The 22,485-nt window shown below is 63.9% G+C and carries 20 protein-coding genes and 1 other RNA gene; 11 read left to right on the forward strand and 10 right to left on the reverse strand.

Translation table 11 applies throughout. The annotated features are described in order from the left end of the window. Positions 1 to 156 precede the first annotated feature (156 nt). The 4 genes from LGH83_RS13695 to LGH83_RS13710 all read left to right on the forward strand — a co-directional run bounded on the left by LGH83_RS13695 (position 157) and on the right by LGH83_RS13710 (position 6,340). On the forward strand, positions 157 to 825 hold the full coding sequence (locus LGH83_RS13695; protein WP_227399139.1) for a hypothetical protein: 669 nt from the start codon (positions 157 to 159) through the stop codon (positions 823 to 825). Continuing rightward, complete coding sequence (locus LGH83_RS13700; RefSeq protein ID WP_227399140.1) at positions 822 to 4,025, forward strand: ATP-binding protein; 3,204 nt, start codon at positions 822 to 824, stop codon at positions 4,023 to 4,025. The genes LGH83_RS13695 and LGH83_RS13700 overlap by 4 nt, the downstream gene beginning before the upstream one ends. Before the next feature lie 90 nt (positions 4,026 to 4,115). Next, the gene (locus LGH83_RS13705; RefSeq protein ID WP_227399141.1) at positions 4,116 to 5,540 is read left to right on the forward strand and encodes an MFS transporter; all 1,425 of its coding nucleotides are present in this window, start codon (positions 4,116 to 4,118) and stop codon (positions 5,538 to 5,540) included. Positions 5,541 to 5,683: 143 nt separating this feature from the next. Then, on the forward strand, positions 5,684 to 6,340 hold the full coding sequence (locus tag LGH83_RS13710; protein WP_227399142.1) for a peroxiredoxin: 657 nt from the start codon (positions 5,684 to 5,686) through the stop codon (positions 6,338 to 6,340). Here the strand turns inward: LGH83_RS13710 and LGH83_RS13715 are convergent. Genes LGH83_RS13715 through hflK form a run of 3 tightly spaced genes read right to left on the reverse strand, consistent with a single transcriptional unit; the run spans position 6,328 to position 9,031 of the window. Then, positions 6,328 to 6,918: a DNA-3-methyladenine glycosylase gene (locus LGH83_RS13715; RefSeq protein WP_413771047.1), complete on the reverse strand. Its 591-nt coding sequence runs from the start codon at positions 6,916 to 6,918 to the stop codon at positions 6,328 to 6,330. The genes LGH83_RS13710 and LGH83_RS13715 overlap by 13 nt on opposite strands. Positions 6,919 to 6,935: 17 nt before the next feature. After that, positions 6,936 to 7,883, reverse strand: coding sequence for a protease modulator HflC (gene hflC, locus LGH83_RS13720; protein ID WP_227399143.1), 948 nt, complete (start codon positions 7,881 to 7,883; stop codon positions 6,936 to 6,938). Then, a complete protein-coding gene (gene hflK, locus LGH83_RS13725) occupies positions 7,880 to 9,031 on the reverse strand; it encodes an FtsH protease activity modulator HflK (RefSeq protein WP_131113915.1) in 1,152 nt (383 codons plus the stop codon). Before hflK ends, hflC begins: the two co-directional genes overlap by 4 nt. A 284-nt stretch (positions 9,032 to 9,315) precedes the next feature. Here hflK and LGH83_RS13730 point away from each other — a divergent pair, with 284 nt between their 5' ends. Next, the gene (locus tag LGH83_RS13730; protein WP_227399144.1) at positions 9,316 to 10,062 is read left to right on the forward strand and encodes a dihydrofolate reductase; all 747 of its coding nucleotides are present in this window, start codon (positions 9,316 to 9,318) and stop codon (positions 10,060 to 10,062) included. Between the two features lie 3 nt (positions 10,063 to 10,065). Here the strand turns inward: LGH83_RS13730 and LGH83_RS13735 are convergent, their stop codons facing one another. The 4 genes from LGH83_RS13735 to LGH83_RS13750 all read right to left on the reverse strand — a co-directional run bounded on the left by LGH83_RS13735 (position 10,066) and on the right by LGH83_RS13750 (position 13,068). Then, positions 10,066 to 10,554: a GNAT family N-acetyltransferase gene (locus LGH83_RS13735; RefSeq protein WP_227399145.1), complete on the reverse strand. Its 489-nt coding sequence runs from the start codon at positions 10,552 to 10,554 to the stop codon at positions 10,066 to 10,068. A 14-nt stretch (positions 10,555 to 10,568) separates the two neighbouring features. Next, a complete protein-coding gene (locus LGH83_RS13740) occupies positions 10,569 to 11,465 on the reverse strand; it encodes a thymidylate synthase (RefSeq protein WP_227399146.1) in 897 nt (298 codons plus the stop codon). A gap of 73 nt (positions 11,466 to 11,538) precedes the next feature. Next, a complete protein-coding gene (gene msrB / locus LGH83_RS13745) occupies positions 11,539 to 12,060 on the reverse strand; it encodes a peptide-methionine (R)-S-oxide reductase MsrB (protein WP_227399147.1) in 522 nt (173 codons plus the stop codon). A 72-nt stretch (positions 12,061 to 12,132) separates the two neighbouring features. Next, a complete protein-coding gene (locus LGH83_RS13750; RefSeq protein WP_227399148.1) occupies positions 12,133 to 13,068 on the reverse strand; it encodes a retropepsin-like aspartic protease in 936 nt (311 codons plus the stop codon). A gap of 43 nt (positions 13,069 to 13,111) precedes the next feature. Here LGH83_RS13750 and ssrA point away from each other — a divergent pair. From ssrA to LGH83_RS13770, 4 genes are all read left to right on the forward strand, one after another. Continuing rightward, positions 13,112 to 13,467, forward strand: a transfer-messenger RNA (tmRNA) gene (ssrA, locus tag LGH83_RS13755). Between the two features lie 49 nt (positions 13,468 to 13,516). Then, positions 13,517 to 14,191, forward strand: coding sequence for an SspB family protein (locus LGH83_RS13760; protein ID WP_227399149.1), 675 nt, complete (start codon positions 13,517 to 13,519; stop codon positions 14,189 to 14,191). 8 nt (positions 14,192 to 14,199) lie between these two features. After that, positions 14,200 to 14,406, forward strand: coding sequence for a DUF4169 family protein (locus tag LGH83_RS13765; RefSeq protein WP_227399150.1), 207 nt, complete (start codon positions 14,200 to 14,202; stop codon positions 14,404 to 14,406). Further along, entirely contained in the window at positions 14,351 to 14,632 is a 282-nt protein-coding gene (locus LGH83_RS13770) for a ribbon-helix-helix domain-containing protein (RefSeq protein WP_227399151.1), read from the forward strand. The genes LGH83_RS13765 and LGH83_RS13770 overlap by 56 nt, the downstream gene beginning before the upstream one ends. Positions 14,633 to 14,662: 30 nt before the next feature. Here LGH83_RS13770 and LGH83_RS13775 read toward each other — a convergent pair whose 3' ends face one another. The 3 genes from LGH83_RS13775 to mnmA form a co-directional block, all read right to left on the reverse strand. After that, positions 14,663 to 18,373, reverse strand: coding sequence for an AsmA family protein (locus LGH83_RS13775; RefSeq protein WP_227399152.1), 3,711 nt, complete (start codon positions 18,371 to 18,373; stop codon positions 14,663 to 14,665). 120 nt (positions 18,374 to 18,493) lie between these two features. After that, on the reverse strand, positions 18,494 to 19,165 hold the full coding sequence (locus LGH83_RS13780) for a class I SAM-dependent methyltransferase (RefSeq protein ID WP_227399153.1): 672 nt from the start codon (positions 19,163 to 19,165) through the stop codon (positions 18,494 to 18,496). Next, a complete protein-coding gene (gene mnmA / locus LGH83_RS13785; RefSeq protein ID WP_227399154.1) occupies positions 19,162 to 20,397 on the reverse strand; it encodes a tRNA 2-thiouridine(34) synthase MnmA in 1,236 nt (411 codons plus the stop codon). The genes LGH83_RS13780 and mnmA overlap by 4 nt, the downstream gene beginning before the upstream one ends. A 209-nt stretch (positions 20,398 to 20,606) precedes the next feature. Between mnmA and LGH83_RS13790 the strand changes: the two genes are divergently transcribed. Next, complete coding sequence (locus tag LGH83_RS13790; protein WP_131113905.1) at positions 20,607 to 20,810, forward strand: cold-shock protein; 204 nt, start codon at positions 20,607 to 20,609, stop codon at positions 20,808 to 20,810. A 258-nt stretch (positions 20,811 to 21,068) separates the two neighbouring features. Then, on the forward strand, positions 21,069 to 22,376 hold the full coding sequence (locus LGH83_RS13795; protein WP_227399155.1) for a nicotinate phosphoribosyltransferase: 1,308 nt from the start codon (positions 21,069 to 21,071) through the stop codon (positions 22,374 to 22,376). Positions 22,377 to 22,485: the final 109 nt, after the last annotated feature.

Genomic DNA, 22,485 nt, shown 5'->3' on the forward strand with positions numbered 1-22,485 from the left:
CTTGTCGGGCTAAGCCTCGGCGTCGCTGTCGCATCGCGCGATCTTGGCCTGTCATAACCCTGTCGTGCTGAATGCTTCCCTTGCGTCACCGCGCCGACCTTAGAGGTCGGCCCGGACCGATCGATCGATCGGATCGTCGCGGCGGAAGGCCAAGCCATGAGTGAGAACGGACTGACGCCGCGCCAGACGCTTTTGGTCTGGTCGCTGCTTGGCCAAAGAGGTCAGGCCCTTCAGGGCGCGATCCTGCCCGAGGTCGTCAAGGCCGATCGTGAGCAGCTGGAAGCGCGGCGCCTGATCAAAGTGAGCCGGCAGGCCCGTGGGGCGCTGCTGCTGCAGCTCGACGACAAGGGGTGGGCCTGGGCGGCCGCGCATCTGACCGACGCCGTGCCGCCGGCCTATCAGGTGCTGCGGGCTTGGCTCGGCCTGCTGTCGGCCCATCTCGAGCAGCATGGCGAAACCCTGGCCGAATTCGTCGGCCCCTTGCCCGAGGGGGCCGAGCCACTGCCGAGATCCCCGCGCGCGGCGGGTCGATCGGCGTCGGCGCGAGCGCTGACGCCCGTCGGGATGCGGCGCAAGATCGGTCAAGCCTATCTGGCGATCACGGGCGGCAAGACCGGCGAAAGTGCGTTGCTGCGTGACATTCGCGCCCATCTCTCGGCTTTCGATCGCGTCACCGTGGACGACGCCTTGGGACGCATTCTGGCGGGGGACAAAAAGGCCCGGCTGATGCGGATCAACAATCCGAATGCGCTGACGGCCGCCGATCGCGAGGCGGCCTACGATCCCGCCGGCGAACCCTTTCACGTTCTCTGGATCATGCCATGAGCCTCGCTCTCGATGCCCTGCGCGATGCCGATTTCGGTTGGCTCCGATCACTCGAAAGCGTCTGGAGCGATGCCGATACGACGGTTGGCGGACCCAACGAAGCTCTGCTCGACAGCCTTGTCGCGGATTTCTTCCGCAAGACGAAAGAGGCCTCAACCAAGCCGCCCGGTCACGTGTTGGTCGGAGCAGCCGGGATTGGCAAGACGCATCTGGTCGGCACCTTGCGCCGACGCACCTGGGACGGGGGCGGCTGGTTCGTGCTGCTCGACATTCTCGGCGTCACGGATTTCTGGAAAAGCGCCGCGCTGAGTTTCCTGACATCCCTGTTGCAGGAGATGCCGGATGGGCGGCGCCAGCATGAGGCGGTGCTGGCCGGCGTCGCGCGCCGGTTTCAGATCGAGCGACAGGTCCACGAGGCCTTTGAAACCCCGAATATCGATCCGAGCAAGATCGTCGATCTTCTGGTGGGTGGCTTGATGCGAGGCGATCGCGTCAATGCGCTGCGGCATCAGGACGTGTTTCGAGCCTTGGCGCTGCTCCGGTCCAACCATGCCGGCACCATGAGCTTCGCGCATAGCTGGCTGCAAGGTTACGAGGCCGAGGAAGACACCGGGCGAAAGCTCGGCTTCAAAGGCGCGCCTCCGACCCATGTCGAACTGGTGCGCGGCATGTCCTGGATCATGAGTCTCGCCGGCCCGACGCTGGTCGCTGTCGATCAGATCGACAGCATCGTCATTCCAAGCAATATGTTTCAGCACCGCCTCAGCGAGGACGGTCGTCCAGCGCAACCGATCGGCGAGGTGCTGGCGGCGGGGCTGCTGGAGCTCTACGACGTCCTCCACCGCAGCATGACGGTCGTGACGTGCCTCTACGACTCCTGGGAGCGAATCAAGGCTCACGCGCTTGACTCGGCCGTGCATCGCTTTCAACCGCAGACGGCTTTGCTCGGCATGGGCGATCGCGCCCATATCGAAAACCTGATCGTCAGCCGGTTGACGCCGGCCTATGCGGCCGTGGCGTTCACACCCGCCTTTCCGTCCTGGCCGTTCAGCAAGGCCGCGATCGACAATGCGACGGGGCGCGGAATGACGCCCCGCGCCATCCTGATGCGCTGCGACGCTTTCCGCCGCCACTGTATCGACGAGGCGCGCATCGAGCTCTGCGACAGTCTTCTCCCGGTCGCGCCGGAAGCCGATCAGACGATAGAAAACACAGGGCCGCAGACGCCGCTCTTCGATCTCGAGGCGATGCGCCGGCAGGTCGATATCGCCGGCCTGATCCAGAATGACGACGATGGCGAGTTCGGCCGACTGCTGCGCGGCGTCTTTGGTCTTTACGCCGTGCAGATCGATCCGGACGAGGCGATCGACGTGGAAGCAAAAGGGGATTCCGCGCAGTGTACGCCGCCCCTGCATGGCAGGCTGACCTTCACGTTCCATGCCGAAAGCGACCGGGAGCGGCACTATTGCTACCGCGCTCTCGAACATACCAATGCCAATGCGTTCCAGTCGCGGTTGAGGGCTGCTTTGACCGCATCGGGGATTACGGCCGACATGGCCGACCGCCGTCTGCTCATCATCCGGAAAGCTCCGGTGCCGGGTGGTGTCAAGACCCGGCAGATGGTCGAGGTCTTCACCAAGGCAGGCGGCTGCATCATCGATCCGAGCGAGGATGATCTAATGACCTTCGTGGCGCTTCGCCAATTGCGCGACGAGGCAGCCAACCATCGCAAACGCAACGAATTCGATGCTTGGCTGCGTGCCACCAAGCCGCTCTGCGACACGGCGTTCTTCAAACAAGCGGGTCTTTGCCCGCCGCCGGGGACATCGGTTTCGGACGTGGTGGATGCAATGCCGGCTCCTCCGGTCGAGACCGTCCTGATCGAGGGTGTCGCAACCGCGGCTTCGCCCGTCGCCGCACCGTTGGCCGAGCCGAAACGTCCGACAAAACGCGCGGTTGCGCCGCCCTTGGTCGCGGTTCCGCCGACCGCCATCGTGATCGGTCATCGCATGGCGGTGGGTGGCGAGGCCGTCAGCCTGCCGCTCGCGCTGCTGCCGCGCCACACCGCGATCATCGCGGGGTCGGGGTCGGGCAAGACGGTGTTGCTGCGTCGGTTGATCGAGGAGGCCGCTCTCGCTGGGATCCCGGCTATCGTGATCGATCCGAACAATGATCTGTCGCGGCTCGGTGACCCGTGGCCGGAGCGGCCGGGCAGCTTCACGCCCGATGATGACGAGAAGGCGGCTCGCTATCGCGAGACGGTCGAGGTCGTGGTCTGGACGCCCGGGGTCCGGGCCGGCAACCCGCTGTTCCTGTCGGTGCTGCCGGATTTTTCCGGTCTCGGCGATAATTTGGACGAACGCGATCAGGCCTGCGAGATGGCGACCGAGACTGTCGCCCCGTTGGCTGGGGCGAAGAACGGGTTGCAAAGAGGCGTCCTGGCCGATGCGATGCGTTATTTCGCCGGGCAGGGCGGCGGCGATCTGAAGGCCATGACAACGCTGCTCACCGATCTCCCGGACGGCATCAGCGAGATCGGCAATGCCGCGAAACTGGCGGCCGGCATGGCCGACCAGCTTCATGCGGCCGTTGCGACCAATCCGCTGCTGCGGGTCGATGGTCCGGTGCTCGATCCGAAGCGTCTGTTCAACGGGCCCGATGCCGGCCGCACGCGGATCTCCGTTATCAATCTATCCGGATTGGCGTCCGACGCCGCGCGCGAGGATTTCGTGAACCGGCTGCAGATGACGCTGTTCAGCTGGATCAAGAAAAACCCGTCGCCGACCGGGCGTCTCTATGCGATCGACGAAGCGCAGAACTTCATGCCATCGGCCCAGGCCGCGATCAGCCGCGGCAGCGCCGTCCGGCTCTTCGCTCAGGCGCGTAAATATGGGCTCGGCATGGTGGTGGCGACCCAGGCCCCGAAGGGGATCGACAATAAAATCGTGTCGAATTGCACGACACAATTTTTCGGCAAGCAGAATTCCCCAACCGACATCGGCAGCGTGAAGGATCTGATTGCCGGCAAGGGCGGCGCAGCCGACGATGTCGCCAAACTGGCCATGGGCGAATTCTATTTCGCCTCGGAAAAGTCAGGCAAGCCGGCCAAGATCAGGACACCCATCTGCCTGAGCTACCATCCCGCCAATCCGCCCACGCCGGAGGAGGTCGTGGTTCAAGCCAAGCGCTCGGTTCGCTGACCAAACCTCGTGACCCCGGCCGTGTCGTTGCTCGTGGGCGGGTCGGCCGTGTTATAGAACGGGCGTTCAGACTCTGGCCCGGCGTGACGGATGCAGACAGGCCCCTCCTTCGTGCCGCAACGGTCCACCTGGGTGGCGCTGCTGGTGGCCGGCGCGTTTTTCATGGAAAATCTCGACGGCACCGTGATCGCGACGGCTCTGCCGCAGATGGCGAAAAGCTTCGGCACGACGCCGGGGTCGCTCGCAATCGGCATGACGGCTTATCTGCTCACTGTCGCGGTCTTCATTCCCGCCAGCGGCTGGGTGGCGGACCGCTACGGCGCCCGTCCTGTCTTCGCGGGCGCGGTCGCGCTGTTCACCATCGCCTCGATCCTGTGCGGCCTGAGTATCGACACGCTGACCTTCACCCTGGCGCGGATCCTTCAAGGGGCCGCCGGGGCGCTGATGACGCCGGTGGGTCGGCTTGTCGTGCTGCGCGGCACCGCCAAGCAGGACCTGATGCGCGCCATCGCGACGCTCACCTGGCCGGCCCTGACGGCGCCGGTGCTCGGGCCGCCGCTCGGCGGGTTCATCACCACGGTAGCGTCCTGGCGCTGGATCTTCTTCATCAATGTGCCGGTCGGGATCGTGGGGCTGGGGCTCGCGCTCCGATTGATCGAGGCTGGGCGGGACGAAGCTCGTCGCCCCTTCGACGCGCTCGGCTTCGTGCTCAACGGGTCTTGCCTTGCGTCGCTGCTTTATGCGTTGGAGCGCTTCGGGCAGAGCGGAGGCGATTGGCGGATCGCCTCGCTGTTTCTCATCGCCAGTCTCACGCTCGGCACGCTGGCCTTACGGCGTGCCCGCACTCACTCGCATCCCCTGGTGTCGCTCGAGGCGTTCCGGGTGCCGAGCTTCCGCGTCACCATGGATGGGGGCCTGATCGCGCGGATCACCATCAGCACCATGCCGTTTCTCCTGCCGCTGCTGTTTCAGGTCGGACTCGGGCGGGATGCGTTCACGTCGGGCCTGTTGGTGTTGTGGTACGGCGCAGCCAATCTCGCCATCAAACCCCTGACGACGCCAATCCTGCGGCGCTTTGGCTTTCGCACCGTGCTGCTGGCCAACACGATCATCAGCGCGAGCTCGATCGCGGCCTGCGCGCTGATTGACCGCTCGACACCGATCGCCGTGATGGTGCTGGTCTTGATGATCGCCGGCGCCAGCCGCTCGATGCAATTCACGGCCTTGAATACGCTGGCGTTCGCCGAGCTCGAGCCCGGCCAGACCGGCCCCGCCAACACGTTATTCAACATGGCGTTTCAATTGGCGCTGGGGATGGGCGTCGCCTTCGGCGCAATCGTTCTGCGGATCGCCGAGGCGCTTCCGGCCGGGCAGGGCGCCGACCCGAGCGGCCCGTTCCGGCTCTGCTTCGCGATCATTGGACTGGTGGCTCTCACGGCGCTTCCGGCTTTCGCGCGCTTACGGCGCGATGCGGGGCAGGCCGTCAGCCAGCATCGGGCTGCGGCGACCCGGTGAGCAATCGGGCCGCCATCATCGGCGTCGCCCAATCGACAACGTCCTCGGCTGAAGCCCGGTTGGCAAAACCCAGCTGGCATGCTCTGGTCAAGTCTATTCACTGACTAGGCTTTGCAGCCGCATCAGAGCCAATGGAAGCCCGCATGATACAAATCGGACAGATTGCCCCCGACTTCACGGCCGACACGACCCAGGGCCGGATCAGCTTTCATGATTGGATCGGCGACGGATACGCGATCCTTTTTTCGCATCCGAAGACATTCACGCCGGTCTGCACGACCGAGCTCGGCATGGTCGCGAAGCTGACGCCCGACTTCGCCAAGCGCAACACCAAGGTGATCGGCCTGTCGGTCGATCCCGTCGAGTCGCATGATCGGTGGGCGGCCGACATCGAACGGACGCAGGGCGCGGCCGTGACCTATCCCTTGATCGGCGACGCCGATCTTGCCGTGTCGAAGCTCTACGGCATGCTGCCGGCCGATACGGAGGGCACGTCCGAGGGTCGCACCGCCGCCACCAATGCCACGGTCCGCACCGTGTTCATCATTGGGCCCGACAAGCGTGTGAAGCTGTCCTTGGCCTATCCGATGTCGACCGGGCGCAACTTCGCCGAAATCATGCGGGCGCTCGATTCGATCCAGCTGACGGCCGCCCACAAGGTGGCGACGCCGGTCGATTGGCAGCCGGGCGAGGACGTCATCATCGCCGGTTCAGTGTCCGACGAGGATGCCAAAAAGGCCTATCCGGGCGGCTGGGACGCGCCCGCCCCCTACCTCCGCATCGTGCCTCAGCCGACCTGATCCGGGCGAAACCGCTTCGACAGAAACCGTGACCCACGCAGACCGAACCGCCAAGGCGTCTCGGTTCCGCGCGTGATGCCGATGCGCGGCCCAGAGACGATGTCGAGCGCATTCTCGTTGGGCATCAGGGTGAAGGGGGGCTTGTCGAGCGATCGGCCATTGAGCGCGGCGGTGATGCCGAGGGCCTGACTGAGCCGTCCCGGCCCGCTGCAGAGGAGCGTCACGGCCTCGGTGCCACGGCGCACCCGCATCTCGTCCAAGCCCATCGTGGGTTCGATGGCGCGCAACAACACGGCGCTTCCCGGGCGACAGACAAGATTGACGCACCAGTGGATGCCGTAGGAGCGGTACACGTAAGCGTGACCGGGCGGCCCGAACATCGCGGCGTTGCGTCCGGTCTCGCCGCGAAAACTATGTGAGGCGGGATCGTCCCGGTCATAGGCTTCAGCCTCGACGATCAGCCCGCCGACGCCGTCGACCAGAAAAGTGACCCCGATGATGGATCGGCCCACCTCTTCGGCGGGCCGATCGAACATCTTGCCGACGTCGCGCGCGGCGTTGGCCGGGAGCGACGCCATCGCTGGATCATCCAGCCTCAGGGCTGGGCGGGCGTGGCCGGCATGCCAGCGTCGGCTTGCGGTCCAGACGCTTTGGCCTGCGGCGCTGCGGCCGACGGCGCCGTCCCGGCCGGATCGTTGAAGAACCGGAAGAAATTCGACGACGGCGAGAGAACCAGCCGCGTGTCGCCCGCTTTCAAGCCCGACGCGTAGGCCTGCATGGAGCGATAAAATGCGAAGAATCCTGGGTCCTTACCGTAAGCCTCGGCGAAGATCTTGTTTCGAGCCGCATCGCCCTCACCACGCGTTTGGTCGGCTTGTCGTTGGGCTTCAGCCTTGATGACGACGACGTCACGATCCGCTTTGGCTGTGATGGTCTGCGCCTGCTCGGAGCCCTGAGCACGATACTCAGCCGCCTCTCGCGCCCGCTCGGATTGCATGCGGCTATAGACCTTCTCGGAGATTTCCTTGGGAAGGTCAGCCCGCCGAATCCGAACGTCGTTGACGGCTGCGCCGAGACGCGCGGCTTCGCTATTCACCTGATCGCGGATCTTCACCATTAGACCGGCGCGGTCATCCTTGATGATCTGCGGCAGGGTTGCATCGCCAAGAACGCGGCGCACCGCCGAGTTCAGCACCGACGCCAACTGGTTGTTGGCGCGCGCGATCGTGCCGACCGTCTGATAGAATTTCAACGGGTCGGCGATGTGATAGCGCACGAAAGCGTCGACCAGGATGCGCTGGCTGTCGGATGCCAGAACTTCCTCCTGCGCGCCCTCGAGGTCGAGGATGCGGTTGTCGAGATAGACGACCGATTCGACGAACGGCTGCTTGAAGTGCAACCCCGGCTGGGTCACCAGGCTTTGCGGCTCGCCGAAGCGTAAGACGAGGGCCTGCTCGGTTTGGCTGACCGTGAAGATCGCGCTGTTGCCGACGATGATGATCAGCAAAATGGCGGCGAGTGCCGCGAAGAGGCCGAATTTCATTGGGCCACTCCCGTCTGTCCGGCTTTCGGTGCCGTGGCTTGCCCTGTCGTCGATCCAAGGGCGCCGAGCGGCAGGTACGGAACCACACCCTGCTTGTCGTCGAGGATGATCTTGTCGGTGCCGCTCAGGACCTGCTCCATGGTTTCGATGTAGATCCGCTCGCGCGTCACGTCGGGCGCGTTCTTGTACTGGTCATAAACCTGGGTAAAGCGGGACGCCTGACCCTGGGCCTGCTGCACGGTCTGCTCGCGATAGCCCTGCGCCTCTTGAATGATGGCGGCGGCGGCACCGCGCGCTTCCGGCACGATGCGGTTGGCATAAGCTTCCGACTCGTTCCGCTGGCGCTGGAGATCCTGCTGGGCGGCCGTCACGTCGCGATAAGACGAGATGACCTGCGCCGGCGGGCCGACCGAGAGCAACTGGGTCTGCAGAACCAGAACACCGGCCTTGTAGGATGTGAGCACGCCCTGCGTCAGATCCTGCGTGGTCTGTTCGACCTTGGTCCGATCCGATGTCAGAATGCCTTGAAGGTTGAAGCGTCCGATCACCTCGCGCATGGCACTTTCGGCCACGGCTTTGACGGTTTCGTTCGGGTTGCGGAGGTTAAAGGCATAATCTTCGGGATGGGCCGGATCGATCTGCCAGATGACGCGGAATTTCACGTCGGCGATGTTCTCGTCGCCGGTCAGCATCAGGCTTTCCTCGGGAATATCCATGCCGAGCTGAACGCCCGGGCGGCGGCTATCCTCACGGGAGATCGAGCCGATATCGATCGAGTTGCGGTCGGTGACCTGCAGCTTGTCGACGTCTCCGATCGGGTAGGGCCAGTTGTAGTTCAGACCGGCTTGCGTCTTGCCCGTATATTTACCGAACACGAGATTGAGACCAACCTCGTTCGGCGCGATCGTATAAAAGCCGCTCAGCAGCCACACGACGACGATCAGCATGGCGACGGCAGCAAGCCCCAAAGCTCCGAAGTCCCCGCCGGGGATCATCCGGCGCATCCGCTCCTGGCTCCGGCGCAGAAACTCTTCGAGATCCGGCGTGTTGTTATTATTGTTGTTGTTGCTCGGCCCCTGGCCCCAAGGCCCTGGATTGCTGGGTTTCCACGGCCCGCCGCCGTTCCCGCCTTGATTGGTCCAGGGCATAGAAGTCCTCTTGTATGAGCCGACGTCGCTCTCATTCCGCAAAGAAAGCGGCTTCTGCGAGGCAGAGCCGCTGTTGCGCGTTCTAGATTTGGGAGGCCGCCTCGCAAACCGCAACGGCCACGCTCTATGTTCATATCGAGCTAGGATTACGATTCCGCAACCTTGACTCGGGCCATTCCCGTCGGGGGCAGCGTCGTCTTTACGGAAATCTAACCATGGCGCTCTATCTGGAGGCATGCTTATAACAGGCATAAGAGACATGCCCTACCGCTGAGTTGAGGGCCGTGGCTCTACCAATTAGCCAGCGTAGAGTTGCCGGACAAACAATGCCAAAACTGCAGATGCCATCTGTGTCTTTCATTGTCGCCCGGAGTCGCGAGTCGCATGTGATCGGCTGTGAGAACCAACTGCCGTGGAAGCTGAGGTCCGATCTTCGACGATTTCGTCAGATCACCACTGGACACCCGGTTATCATGGGGCGGAAAACCTTTGAGTCGATCGGTCATAAGCTGCCTAATCGACTTAATATAATCCTGTCGCGTAACACGTCGCCAGAAAGCGATTTGTCCGCCTCCAGTATTGATAGAGAAGGAATTAGTTTTGTAAGTAAGCCTGAGGATGCTCTTTTACTAGCTGACAGATATTCGTTGTTTCACGGATCAAGTGATATTTTCATAATTGGCGGTGAAACGATATATTATTTATTTTTAAGACTTGTTAATACAATTTATTTGACTGAAGTAGACGCTGATATAAGGGGCGATGCCCATTTTAGTGAGCTTTTTCCTTCAGTTGAATGGAAAAAAGTTCACGCCGAGAAGGTAAAAAAAGACGAGAATGATGAATACGACACTGAATTTATTCAGCTTGAGAAAATAAGAAAAATCTTCCGTTATAGAGAAATTAAGAAATTTAGCTTGACTCGGATCGATCTTGGACGGAACTACGAAGCTTCTATATCAAGACGCTTAGTGCAGGCCGAATTGCTGAAGGCTTGGAAGTCTAAGCAAGGTCAAATCGAGTTTAACTAAACGCTAAGATGCGCTGTGACCCAGCGCCAGCAGCGCGTCGCCGGTCAATCGGCATGTCGTCCAATCGTCGAGCATCACTGCGCCTTGCGCCTTATAGAAGTCGATCGAGGGAGCGTTCCAGTCGAGCACCGACCAGGTCAGTCGCCCCAGTCTCTCGGCGCGGCAGCGCGCCGTAAGGCCCGCCATCAGGCGCTTGCCGATCTTATGGCCCCGAAAAGCCGGCCGCACGAACAGGTCTTCGAAATAGATGCCGTGACGGCCTTCGAAGGTGGAGAAATCATAGAACCACAGGGCGAAGCCGGCTGGAGCGCCGCCCCATGCGGCGATGTCGCAGAACACGCGGGGGCTTGGCCCAAACAGGGCTTCGGCCAGAACCGCAGGCGTCGAGACGACCGCATGAGAGAGTTTCTCATAAGCCGCAAGCTCGCTCACGAAGGCGAAGATGAGGTCGGCATCGCCGGGAAGGGCGGGCCGCAGGACCAGATCAGGCATCGACCCTCGTTTTGCTAGACGGCGACATCGACCGCGATGGCCGGATGGGGATCGTAGCCGTCGACGGCGAAATCCTCGATGCGATAGTGGTCGATGCTGTCCGGCTTACGGGTCAGGCGGAGACGCGGAAACGGTCGCGGCGCGCGCGCCAATTGCGTTTCGACGGCCTCGATCTGGTTCCGGTAGACATGCACGTCGCCGCCCACCCAGACAAAATCGCCGAGCTCGAGATCGGCCTGCTGGGCGATCATCGCCTGCAGCGCCACCGCGCCGACCCAGTTGAACGGGCAGCCGAGCACCAGATCGACGCTCCGTTGGGTCATCATCAGCGAGAGTCGGCCGCTGCTGACATGGAATTGGTAGAGCAGATGACAGGGCGGCAGCGCCATGTCGCTCAACTCACCGACATTCCAGGCGTGGAACAGCATGCGGCGGCTGGAGGGATTGGTCCGCAACGTCTCGATCAGCGAGGCGATCTGGTCATGCTCGCGACCGTTCGGCCCGAGCCAGCGCCGCCATTGCTTGCCATAGACGGGGCCAAGGTCACCCCATCGCTCGGCAAACGCGTCGTCGCCAAGAATGCGAGCCTCGAACGCCTCCTGCGAGATCGCCTCGCCCGTCTCTCGCCGATAGGTTGCGAGCGGCCAGTCGGTCCAGATCCGAACGTTGTCCCGCAGCAGCGCCTGAATGTTGGTTTGGCCCGTCAGAAACCACAGCATCTCCTTGATGGCGGTTTTCCAATAGACCCGCTTGGTCGTGAGGATCGGCGCGGCACGGGCCACGTCGAACCGGATCATGGCGCCAAAGATCGACCGCGTGCCGATACCGGTGCGGTCGATGCGTTCATCGCCACGATCGATCACGTCCCGCAGGAGATCGAGATAGGGTTGGTCGTTGAGGGCCTGCGACATGATCGATCAAGTCTATCCAAGATGCCGACCCACCATTTCGGTTCGGCTCCGGATTATCAAGTCCTGCTGGCGATCAGGCCCCGTCCGTCCCGTCTCCCGGCCGGAACGTCATCGCGACCCCGTTCATGCAGTAGCGCAGGCCGGTCGGTTGCGGGCCGTCGTTGAAGACATGGCCGAGATGGCCGCCGCAGCGTCCGCAATGGACTTCCGTCCTGGTCATCAGCATCGACCGATCCTGGGTCTCGCCCACCGCGCCCTCGAGCGGTTGCCAAAAGCTCGGCCATCCTGTGCCGCTCTCGAATTTCGTGCGCGACGAAAAAGCGGCCTGATCGCAGCCGGCGCAGGCAAACACGCCGGCGCGCTTTTCGTGGTTGAGCGGGCTGGTAAAGGGCGTCTCCGTTCCCTGGTGACGCAACACCGCATATTGATTGCCGTTGAGCAGCTTACGCCACTCGGCATCGGTATGACGCACCGCGAAATTGCCTTCCGCGGCTTGGGCCGTCTCGCCGCCAGGTAGCTTCCACCACCCCGTCACAAGAGCCAGAAGCGAGCCCCCGCCCGCCAGTACCATCAATCGTCGGGTGAGATCCGTCATGACCGTGCTCCGCTGCTTGTCGTCTCTGGCGAAGATACGCCGACGACGGGGCGGTGGTTACAGCCCGCGCCGTCATGGCGCGGCAGTCGTGCCCAATGCGATGAACATTTGATCGGTCGCGTAGGAGATCCAAATCCGCCGGGTGCCGAGATAGTCGAGCCCGAGCAGCATCTCGAGCCCCATGGTCGCGTTGTTCGCGACGGTCAGATCAGGGGATCGCCAGATGTCGCGACCGACCATCAGGGAGGCGAAGCGATGTGTAAACATCGGAATTGTCTTGCCGGCGACCGAGCCCACGCCGACCCCGCGCCGATCGGTTTTTGCTGGAGCCGCCGCTGGCCCCAAGCGGCGCACGGCAGGGCGGAACAGAACCGTCTCAGTGGCTCCGGTATCGAGCAGCGCCAACATGGGACCGCCGTCGATCGCGACGGGGACCCGCTTCAAGCTGCCATCATAGAAGCGCTGCAGCGGCACCGCGTCATAGGCGACCCAATCGAGAAAACGACCCGAACAACCCTCCGGTCGATGCAGAATCATCGCGTGCCGCGCGGGATCGAACTCGACATCGTAGCGGGACAGGATATCGGCACCGAGGAAGCCGGCAATCGGTTCCGGCCGGGCCGGGCTCGAGACGAATGATCCCGACACGAAGCGGATATTTTCGAGGCGGAGCGCACCGAGCGTCAAGGTTCGGGCCAGCCGTGTCGCGGTGGGACGGCCGGTTCCGCCGACGCCGACGATCGTGCTGCTGCGGCCGGCATCGACCGCGATTTGCAGCCGATCAGCGGCCTTGCGATCGAGCGCCGACACGGCGGCGCCCGTATCGACCACGAGATCGACGTCATGCCCGTTGATGGCCGCCGTCACCCGAAAATGACCACCCTTCAGGCTGAGCGGCAGCGTCGCAATCTCGGTTGTGCGACAGGCGGCTTGCGCGCTCGAGCGCCAGGAGCCGACCACGCCCGCCAGCGTCATCATCACCAGCACGGCACGCGAGATCGCACCCATCCGTCGCGCATTGACCACCGCAATCGAGCCATGCGTGTCACATGCTCTTCCTAATGCTCGCATCATCGCCTATATTCCTCGTGCCACCCGTAAGGGTGGCTATGGCGATAAATGGTCATCGGAATAAGCCATTCGGACCCGGGGGCGGTACCCGGCGCCTCCACCCAAGCCCGTTCACGACGGGTTTCGGTGGGGGCGAAATAGGATCGACGAGGGTGTAAAGGGTGTTCTTTTGCTCGGCATTGTACCACCGTTATCGGGCTTTTCTTATAGTTGCCAATGACAACTATGCTCCGGTGGCCCTCGCTGCGTAATGCGGTGATGGTACTGGGAATCAAGTCCTAGGGGGTTGCACTTCTAGGCGGGGTTCGGAGGCACCTGGCAACAGAAGCCTCCACTCGACCATCAGTTAATACCAGTCTCGCATGTCCTGTTTGGATCGTTTTGAATGGCAGCCGATCTTATTCGTTACGATCTCCTCGTGCAGGAAGCCTTGCGTGGCGTCGTCCGCAATGTGCTGACCGAGGCTGCGCGCAACGGGCTGCAGGGCGAACATCACTTCTTCATCACGTTCAAGACCAGCGCGCCGGGCCTGCGGCTCTCGAACCGGATGCGGGAGCGCTATCCGGATGAGATGACCATCATCTTGCAACATCAGTTCTGGGACCTCGGCGTGACGGAACACGCCTTCGAGGTCGGGCTGTCGTTCAGCAACGTCCCCGAGCGGCTGCTGATCCCGTTTGCGGCGATCACGAGCTTCGTCGATCCCTCCGTCCAATTCGGACTGAAGTTCGACATCCAGGATCCCGCTCAGGCGACGGTGTCGTCTGGTCCAGAGGCGATCGACAAGCCGAGTTCGACCGTCGAAACGTTGAAGACCGCGCCGAGCAAGCGGATGCTGGCAACTGTCGAGCCGGCGGGTCTGCCGGCCACGACGAAACCTCTCGCAGCCGTACCGAGCGCGACCTCGATCAAGCCGGACGGTAAGCCGGAAAACAAGACGGCGAAGCTTTCACTTTCCAAGGTGACAGCCGAGTCCGATGACGAGGCGCTGCCCAAGCAGGACGACCAGCAACAGGCTGCTAAAGTCGTATCGATCGACTCGTTCCGTAAAAAGCCCTGAGCCTGGCTTTGGGCGACCTCATCAATCTGAGGCTTGCCCGCAAACGGCGGGATCGCGAGGCGGCAGCCGCGGGCGCTGAACAAAATCGAATCAGCTTCGGACGCGGGAAAGCCGAGCGCCGTCTGTCCGAGGCCGAGAAGGGATTGGCCGATCGATCGCATGCGGCGCATCGGCGGTCGCCTGACAACGCCCTCGACGATCCAGATCGTGGCTGAGCGCCGTCGGTCGCCGACGGCGGTCGCGAAGCATTCGCTGGTGATCGCCGGCCACTCAACGAGCGTCTCGCTCGAAGACGCGTTCTGGAGCGGGTTGAAGGCCATTGCGGCCGGACGCGATATTGCGATCGCGGCCCTCGTGGCCGAAATCGATCAAACGCGCGGTGATGCCAACCTGTCTTCGGCCTTGCGGGTCTTCGTTCTCGACCATTATCGGAGCCGCTAGGCTTGCGACCCGCGGCTTGGTGGGTCGATGTCAGTATCGTCCAGCGCTTCCCGGATCGGCCAGGGCTGCCGGCGGTAATGCGGGCTTGCTCGGTTGCGTTGGAAGCAAGCCGAGCGGCTTAGCGGGGACCTGTCGCAAGCGCGGCACCGGCATGGGGACAGGAGTTACCGGGGGCGAGGGGACGACCGGCGGTTTGGTCGCGTCCGGCGTCTGCAGAAGCTTCTGGAGGGCTGCCTCCGAATCCGCATGATCCTTGTCGCGCTTCGCCTGCTGTTCCGCCTCGATCGCCTTCAGTTTGTTCGAGAATAGCGCACGTTCCCGGACATCCGCCTGAAACGCTTCGATCTTGGCCTGATCGCGACCGATCGCGCGGGCGGCGATCCCGTTGACCAGCGCGGCGGCATCGATCTCACGCGTCGGCGCCGCGAACGGACCTTTCCAGATGATGCCGACCTGTGGCGGTGCGCCGGTCCAATCCTTCGGCGATGTGGTCATGGTGGCCGTGGTCTTCATCGACCAGAGCAGGGTCCGGAGGTCCAGCAGCGCAATCGTTTCGGAGGACGCGCCTGCGCTCTTCACCTTGACCGGATCGGCACGCATCACACTCGCCGCGATCGTCACCGGTGTCGTGATGGTGCCGAGCGATAGCGCGCCATGGTCGAGTTCTCGGGCCAAATCCTGTGTGATCTCGGCTTCGTCGATCGTGGTGGTCGCATCGGTGCTGGCAACCACGCGGGTGATCGCGTCGGGGTCGAGGCGCGGCAGGCGTGCATCCTGGATCCGCACCGTGCCGGTCCCCGCGAGGCTGGCCACGAGGGCCGCCTCCGTCGCGCCCGTCCCGGCGAGATCGAGCGTCGCATCGCTGCGTCCGCCGAGGCTCGGCGTGCCGAGAGGTTGACCGGACCACTCCACCCGACCTGCGACTGATGCGGCTGGTCCATCCCGTCGGACGGTAACGTCGGCGCCGATTTGACCGTCGCCGAGGGTCGCGGTCAGGTCGCTCAAGGTCAGCACGCCCGGCGTCAGCCGCAACCCCATCTTGGCGTTTTGTGCCGCGAGGGTGCCGGTGAGCGACAACGTGTCGATCGTCACGGCGAGGTTGGTCCGCGGCAGCGTCAGGGAACTCGGCCCGAAGGGCGTGTCGAGCCACAAGGCTCCGGCCTTTGGCTGCGGCAGCGGGCCGAGCACCAACCCGACCAGACTGTCGAGTGGCACCCGGTCGATCGTCAAGGCGCCGGTCAGCGCGGCCGGTTGCGTCGCGGCTTCAAGCTTAGGCGATGGCGCGGCCGCATGGTCGGCTGACGGCACGAATGACAGATCGCCGCTGACACGCTGACCGAGCAGGCGAGCCGTCAGCCCCTTGGTCACCACCTTGCCATCGCGCCAGATCACGACCGCGTCCGCATCGGCAGGCCAGATCGCGCCGGGTTCGGGTGAAGCCAGCATCACGGCCCGCAGGGCTGGCGCCACGTTCGGAGCTTTCATGGTCAAATGGCCGGTCATCTCTCCGCCAAGGTTGCCGCGCCCCACGAAACTGAGCTTCGTATCCCCAAGCGTGACCGCGACCGCGCCGTCCAACGTGCCGGAGGCGCCGACATGCGCGGACGCATCCACCTTGCCGTGCCCGATGGCGGTTGCGGGCAATGTCTGGATGCCGAGTTGCCGAAGCAGGGCGCCCGATTCGGGCGCGTCGAGCAGCAGCGTCGCCGTGAAGGGCGGTCGGGCGCCCTTGTCCGGCGTGAACGAGGATGTGGCATCGGGCTTGAGGTGAAGCCCGAGCTTCGTGCCGGCGGCTGTGCCATCGAGCGACAGGGCGACGGGCACGAGGGTTCCGTCCGGATCGATGGCGGCGTCCACCGAGACCTGCAGCAGCGCAGGCGACAGCACGTCCGAGCGGGCCGCCAGGGCGTCGGTGGCGGCACCGGGCGCGATCCGGTCGATCAGCTTGGCGAGGTCGCCGAGCTTTCGCGCATCGAAGCGGCCTTCGAGATGGGCGGTCTGGCCGTCGCTGTGGCCTGTCAGGTCCGCGGTGGCGCTCCCGAGATCGGCGAGCGACAGCCGATCGAGCGTCACGGCAGAGCCGGTCTTGTGCAACTGCAGGGCGATTCGGCCCGCATCCACGGCGCCGACATCGGTGCGGGCGAGGCGGAGCGCCCGAGCCGAGAGGCTGAGCGAGAGATCGAGCGCCGATGCGGCTTGCGCCGTATTGCGCCAATCGGGCAAGGCATCGAGATCGAGCGCATCAGAGGTGAGATCGGCGAAAAGCCGCGCCCGATCATCGCCCACCGCGCGGGTCAGCGTGATGGTGCCGCCGAATATCGATCGATCGATCGTGATCGCAGCATCATGGGCCGCGACCCCGATCTTCGACAGCTCGACCGCGCCCGTAAACGCAAAGGTCTTGACCGGCAGCGATAGTTTCAACCAATCCGCGACATCCGGCAGGTCGGGCGCGAGGCCATCGGCGAACCGCTCGAGATCGCGACTGGCGGCGTCGAGCCGTCCTTTGAACACGGCCGCCGCGCCTGGCTCGAAACTCCCCTCGAACCGGACCCGCGATCCATCACCCGACTCGATCGCCGTCCATCCCGTAATCGGCTGACCGGCCGCGAGCGTCGCTGTGCCGTCGAGATTGGCGTAGGTCTGATTGCCGAACACCAGCGTGTCGACGGCATAATCGACCGTCACCGGAAAGGGCAGGCCGGCGAACGGATCGTCGCTGTTCACGAAACGCGCCAGAGCCGCCAAGCGATCCGCGATCGGGTCCGTGCTGGTGTCCTGGTCGGCACCCGTGACAGCCACTTTGCCAAGATCGACTTGCCGCGCCTTCAAGGTCAGCTGCGCCGCACGCGCCGTGCCGAGATCCACCCGTCCGGTGCCCGTCGCGGCCAGCGCGCGGCCGTCGGTCCCCGCCCTCATATCGATATCGCTGATGGCGATCTGCTGGCCATCCGCCTGCAATTTAGCGCCGAGCCGCCACGGGATGACGGATTGCGTGTCGCGCAACGGAATCTCGCCCGTGGCGGTCACCATCCCGCTGAACGACAGCGCTGCGGCACGGTCCGGCGCCGCTGTGCTCACGACCGTGCCTTCGAGCTCCGTCTTCGGCGAGCCGTTCAAAGGATCGATCGTCGCCTTTAGTCGGAGCGCGTGCCCTTCGACCGCGCTGGTCGCGACCCGGAAGCCGAGTGCCCCGCGCGCCGTATCGACCCGCCCGGCAAATTTGAACGGCCCGGCCAAGGTTTCGGCACCCCCCTCGCCCTCGATGCCGCCGATCGCAAACCCGTCCTGGCCCACGAAGTCGATTATGCCATCGTGGACCGCGAGGTGGCTAAGAATGACCCGACTGGCGTCGGCGCCGTTGAAGTCCGGCACCGCGATGGAGCGATCCGGCGCGATCGCAAGCGTCACGTGGGGCCGGGTGAGGTCGGCGTCGATCAATTGGATGTCGCCGCGCAGCAACGCCGTCAGGGCGAGTTCGACATCGACCCGCTCGGCCGAGACCCGCGCCGCGCGGGCCGATCCGCCCGATACGGTCAGGCCTTGGAGCCGAAAGATCGGCCGTGGCAGTAGTTTGACGTCGATCGGGCCGGTGATCTCGACCTTCGCCCCGAGCAGGCTCGACAACCGTGCTTCGATCTCGCCCCGATGCCCGTTCCAATCGACGAAATACGGACCGACGAGCGCGGTCGTCAGGACCGCGATCAGCAGAATGGCAAGAACAGTGAGGCTGTCGCGCAAGTGTCCGTCGATTTGGTTTGGGGGCGGCTGCCGGCCTTATAGCAAGTTTCCATGCCGATCGGAGGCTTTTGCGGCGGCATTGCAAACGCGTCGTTTAAACGCCGAGACGAGCTTTTCGGATTAACGCGTCTTGCGAAGACGCACGACGGTGAACAGCCCAAGCGGCCCGATTCGACGGCGGTCGAGCATCTCGATGTCGCGCTGCGCCGCCACCCAGTCTCCGAGAACGCTGAAGGGGAATTGCGGATGCCACCCGAGTGAGGCGCTGCGCTGGCCGAGCCAAGCTTCGATCGGTTTCAGCAGGCCCGCCTCGGCCCCGAAATGATTGACCAGCACGATGCTGCCGCCGGGCCGGATGACGCGGCTGATCTCATCCATCATGGCGGTCGGGTCCGGGACCACGGTCAGCACATAAGGCACGATCGCGGCATCAAAGCTCGCGTCCGCGAAAGCCATCCGGGTCGCGTCCATGACCGCAAGCCCCTCGACCCCGGCAAGATTGTCGCGCCGCACCCGCTCGCCGGCCCGGCGCAGCATGGGTTCGGCGAGATCGATGCCGACGACCCGGCAGCCGAGCGGAAACATCGGTAATTCGAGCCCGGTGCCGACCCCGACATCGAGAATCAGCCGCCCCGTTTCGGCCACCGCAGCGACCGCGGCCTTTCGACCGGCCCGCATCACGGCCGTGAAGGCAAGATCATAGATCGGAGCCCAGCGCGCATAGGCCGAGACGACCTGCTGGCTGTCGCGGATGGTGCTGTGGTCGGGCTTAGGGCCGTCCGGTGCGTTCATCCGGCGGCGAGACGGCCTGCGCCATCCGCCGTTTCGAGGCGGGATGGAGCGGATGCGCTCGAGGGTGCGGTGACGGCCGCGACCGTCGACATGATGGTGCCGCCGCCCCACACGCGGGCATCGGCGGCCGTGGAGGCGTAGAACACGCAGGCTTGCCCAGGCGAGACGCCATCCTCATGCGCCAGCAAGGTCACGATCGGCTGTCCGTCGACACGCCCCAGGGTCGCCGGCACCGGCGCCCGTGTGGAACGGAGCCGCACAGCGATCTCGGTTTCGGCGTCCGCCAGGGCCGCAAAGCTGTCGGGTCCAATCCAGTTGATGTCGCGCAACCGCACGGCTCGGGTCGCGAGCGCCTCGCGCGGGCCGACGACGACGCGCGCCTGGGCTGCGTCGAGTTGCACGACGAACAGCGGCTCGGCCGATGGGCCGGTCGCGGTGGATAGCCCCAGGCCGCGTCTCTGCCCGATGGTGTAGTGAAGAATGCCGGCATGTCGGCCGAGCACGCGTCCATCAAGATGGACGATGTCGCCAGCCGTCGCGGCGCCTGGGCGCAACCGCTCGATCAGATCGGCGTAGCGCCCGGTCGGCACGAAGCAGATGTCCTGGCTGTCCTGCTTCTCGGCGATCGCAAGCCCGAAGGCGCGGGCGTGTTCGCGCACCTCCGGCTTCGTCATGTCACCAAGCGGAAAGCGCAACAGCTCGAGCTGCGCGTCCGTCGTCGCGAACAGAAAGTAGCTCTGGTCGCGATCCGCGTCGCGCGCCCGAAACAAGGCCTGCTTGCCATCGACGCTGCGGGAGGAGACGTAATGCCCCGTCGCCAAAACGTCAGCATTGAGATCGCGGGCGGTCTCGAACAGATCGGCGAATTTAATGTGCTGGTTGCAGCTAACGCAGGGGATCGGCGTCTCGCCCCGGAGATAGCTGTCGGCGAAACTGTCGATCACCTTGGCCTTGAAGCGGCTTTCATAGTCGAGCACGTAATGCGGAATGCCGAGCCGCTCCGCCACGGCGCGCGCATCATGGATGTCGCGTCCCGCGCAGCAGGACCCCTTGCGTTCGATGGCCGCGCCGTGATCGTAGAGCTGCAGCGTCACCCCGATGACCTCATAGCCCTGCTGCGCCAGCAGGGCCGCGACGACCGATGAGTCGACGCCGCCCGACATGGCGACGACGACCCGCGTTTCGGCGGGGGCCTTCGGCAAGCCGAGGGAATTGAGGGGATGGTCGGTCATCAGAGTGGGTTTCGGCAGGTGGAATGAAGACGGTGATGTAACGGGTTTCAGTCGGAACTTCCAGGGGTACGCCCCGATGCGTCTGCCGCGCCGTCTGGTCCGGGTTGAAATCGATCCGCACTGGCCCACATGCCGTGCTTCAAGGTGGGCGACCCGAGTTCCCGGCTGCTTGGTCGTTGCGTCGGGACGCCCTTCGATAAGGACAGACTATGCAAAAAGGTATCGTGAAGTGGTTTGATAGCATCCGCGGCTATGGGTTCATCCAGCCCTCGGATGGCGGCAAAGACGTGTTCGTCCACGTCTCCGCTGTCGAAGCCGCCGGCCTGAAAACGCTCAATGAGGGTCAGGAAGTTTCCTTCGAATTGAAGGCCGATCGCGGTAAGACCTCTGCGGTCAACCTGCAGGTCGCTTAAGCTCGGCTGCAGCGGCCGCCCTCTCGGGTCAGCAACCGATCAACGATCGACGCGGCTGTTTTGCGGCTGCGTCGATCGTGTCATCGGTCGGGTGTTTTCCATACGGAGCCTTGTGGCTTGACGGAGCCGTGGCCCGTCCGATACGCGACAAGCAGCTTCGTCGTCGGCCTGGACGGCAGGCCGCGCGTCGTCGACGGTGCGCCGAGGCGGTAAGGCGAGGGCTCGGTTCGCTGATGCGACCGATGCAGCGGAACCATCATGGCCACCACCACCGACATCGCCAAGCGGGTGTATGATCACACCTGGAAGCTCGATCCGATCATCCGGAGTTTGCTCGACACCGATTTTTACAAATTGCTGATGCTGCAGATGATCTGGGGTCTCTACCGAGATCGCCGCGTCACGTTTTCGGTCCGGAACCGAACGTCGTCGGTGCGGATCGCGGATGAGATCGACGAGACCGAGCTCCGCGAGCAGCTCGATCATGCTCGCAGCCTCCGTGTCACCAAAAAGGAACAGATCTGGCTCGCCGGGAACAGCTTTTACGGCCAGCGGCAGATCTTTCATCCCGACTTCCTCGCCTGGTTCAACGATTTCGCGTTGCCGGCCTACGATCTTCGCAAGGAGGATGGGCAATTCGTCCTGACCTTCGAGGGGCCGTGGACCGAAACCACCATGTGGGAAATCCCCGCCCTCGCGATCATCAACGAACTCCGGTCCCGCGCCGCCCTCAAGGGGCTCGGCCGTTTCGAGCTCGACGTGCTTTATGCGCGTGCCAAGACCAAGCTCTGGTCCAAAGTCGAGCGCCTGCGCCAATTGCCCGACCTCAGCATCTCGGATTTCGGGTCACGGCGGCGGCACGGATTTTTGTGGCAGAGCTGGTGCGTCGAGGCGCTGAAGGAGGGGCTCGGAACCGCCTTCACGGGCTCGAGCAACGTGCTGCTGGCGATGAACAACGATCTCGTGGCGATTGGCACCAATGCCCATGAACTGCCGATGGTGCTGGCGGCTCTTGCGCCCGACGACGAAGCCTTGCGCCTGTCGCCCTATCGGGTGCTGGCGGATTGGCAAACCTACTACGGCAGCAACCTGCTGATCGTGCTGCCCGACACGTTCGGCACGGCCTCGTTCTTGCGCGATGCGCCCGAATGGGTGGCCGACTGGACTGGGTTTCGACCCGATTCGGCACCCCCGATCGAAGGCGGCGAGCGCATCATCGCCTGGTGGAACGCGATGGGGCGGGATCCGCGCGACAAGCGCCTCGTCTTCTCGGACGCGCTCGACGTCGACACGATCGAGGAGACGCACCGCTACTTTCGCGGCCGGGTCAACATGAGTTTCGGGTGGGGCACCAACCTGACCAACGACTTCCGCGATTGTGCCCCGACGCCGAACGACCGGCTCAAGGCGATCTCGCTCGTCTGCAAAGTCGTCGACGCCGACGGGCATCCGGCCGTCAAACTGTCGGACAATCCCATGAAGGCGAGCGGCGACAAGCACGAGATTGAACGCTATCTCCGCGTCTTTGGCGACTCCGGCCGCAAGGTCCAGGCGGTTCTTGTCTAGCTTATGGTTGGATGGCGGCCGGACTTCACGATAGCGTCACGGTCGTCGGGCTCTGGTTCCGTCGTCCGCAGCATGGGTATCGCCATCGATTGATTGTTTCGCTTTGGCG

The organism is Lichenihabitans sp. PAMC28606, from assembly GCF_020616535.1.
Classification (GTDB): Bacteria; Pseudomonadota; Alphaproteobacteria; order Rhizobiales; family Beijerinckiaceae; genus Lichenihabitans; species Lichenihabitans psoromatis.

Bases quoted from the DNA above. Each gene is read 5' to 3' on its own strand.
- LGH83_RS13695 (WP_227399139.1), top strand. From the start codon at position 157: ATGAGTGAGAACGGACTGACGCCGCGCCAGACGCTTTTGGTCTGGTCG.
- LGH83_RS13700 (WP_227399140.1), top strand. From the start codon at position 822: ATGAGCCTCGCTCTCGATGCCCTGCGCGATGCCGATTTCGGTTGGCTC.
- LGH83_RS13705 (WP_227399141.1), top strand. From the start codon at position 4,116: ATGCAGACAGGCCCCTCCTTCGTGCCGCAACGGTCCACCTGGGTGGCG.
- LGH83_RS13710 (WP_227399142.1), top strand. From the start codon at position 5,684: ATGATACAAATCGGACAGATTGCCCCCGACTTCACGGCCGACACGACC.
- LGH83_RS13715 (WP_413771047.1), bottom strand. From the start codon at position 6,918: ATGGCGTCGCTCCCGGCCAACGCCGCGCGCGACGTCGGCAAGATGTTC.
- hflC (WP_227399143.1), bottom strand. From the start codon at position 7,883: ATGAAATTCGGCCTCTTCGCGGCACTCGCCGCCATTTTGCTGATCATC.
- hflK (WP_131113915.1), bottom strand. From the start codon at position 9,031: ATGCCCTGGACCAATCAAGGCGGGAACGGCGGCGGGCCGTGGAAACCC.
- LGH83_RS13735 (WP_227399145.1), bottom strand. From the start codon at position 10,554: ATGCCTGATCTGGTCCTGCGGCCCGCCCTTCCCGGCGATGCCGACCTC.
- LGH83_RS13740 (WP_227399146.1), bottom strand. From the start codon at position 11,465: ATGTCGCAGGCCCTCAACGACCAACCCTATCTCGATCTCCTGCGGGAC.
- msrB (WP_227399147.1), bottom strand. From the start codon at position 12,060: ATGACGGATCTCACCCGACGATTGATGGTACTGGCGGGCGGGGGCTCG.
- LGH83_RS13750 (WP_227399148.1), bottom strand. From the start codon at position 13,068: ATGGGTGCGATCTCGCGTGCCGTGCTGGTGATGATGACGCTGGCGGGC.
- LGH83_RS13760 (WP_227399149.1), top strand. From the start codon at position 13,517: ATGGCAGCCGATCTTATTCGTTACGATCTCCTCGTGCAGGAAGCCTTG.
- LGH83_RS13770 (WP_227399151.1), top strand. From the start codon at position 14,351: ATGCGGCGCATCGGCGGTCGCCTGACAACGCCCTCGACGATCCAGATC.
- LGH83_RS13780 (WP_227399153.1), bottom strand. From the start codon at position 19,165: ATGAACGCACCGGACGGCCCTAAGCCCGACCACAGCACCATCCGCGAC.
- mnmA (WP_227399154.1), bottom strand. From the start codon at position 20,397: ATGACCGACCATCCCCTCAATTCCCTCGGCTTGCCGAAGGCCCCCGCC.
- LGH83_RS13790 (WP_131113905.1), top strand. From the start codon at position 20,607: ATGCAAAAAGGTATCGTGAAGTGGTTTGATAGCATCCGCGGCTATGGG.
- LGH83_RS13795 (WP_227399155.1), top strand. From the start codon at position 21,069: ATGGCCACCACCACCGACATCGCCAAGCGGGTGTATGATCACACCTGG.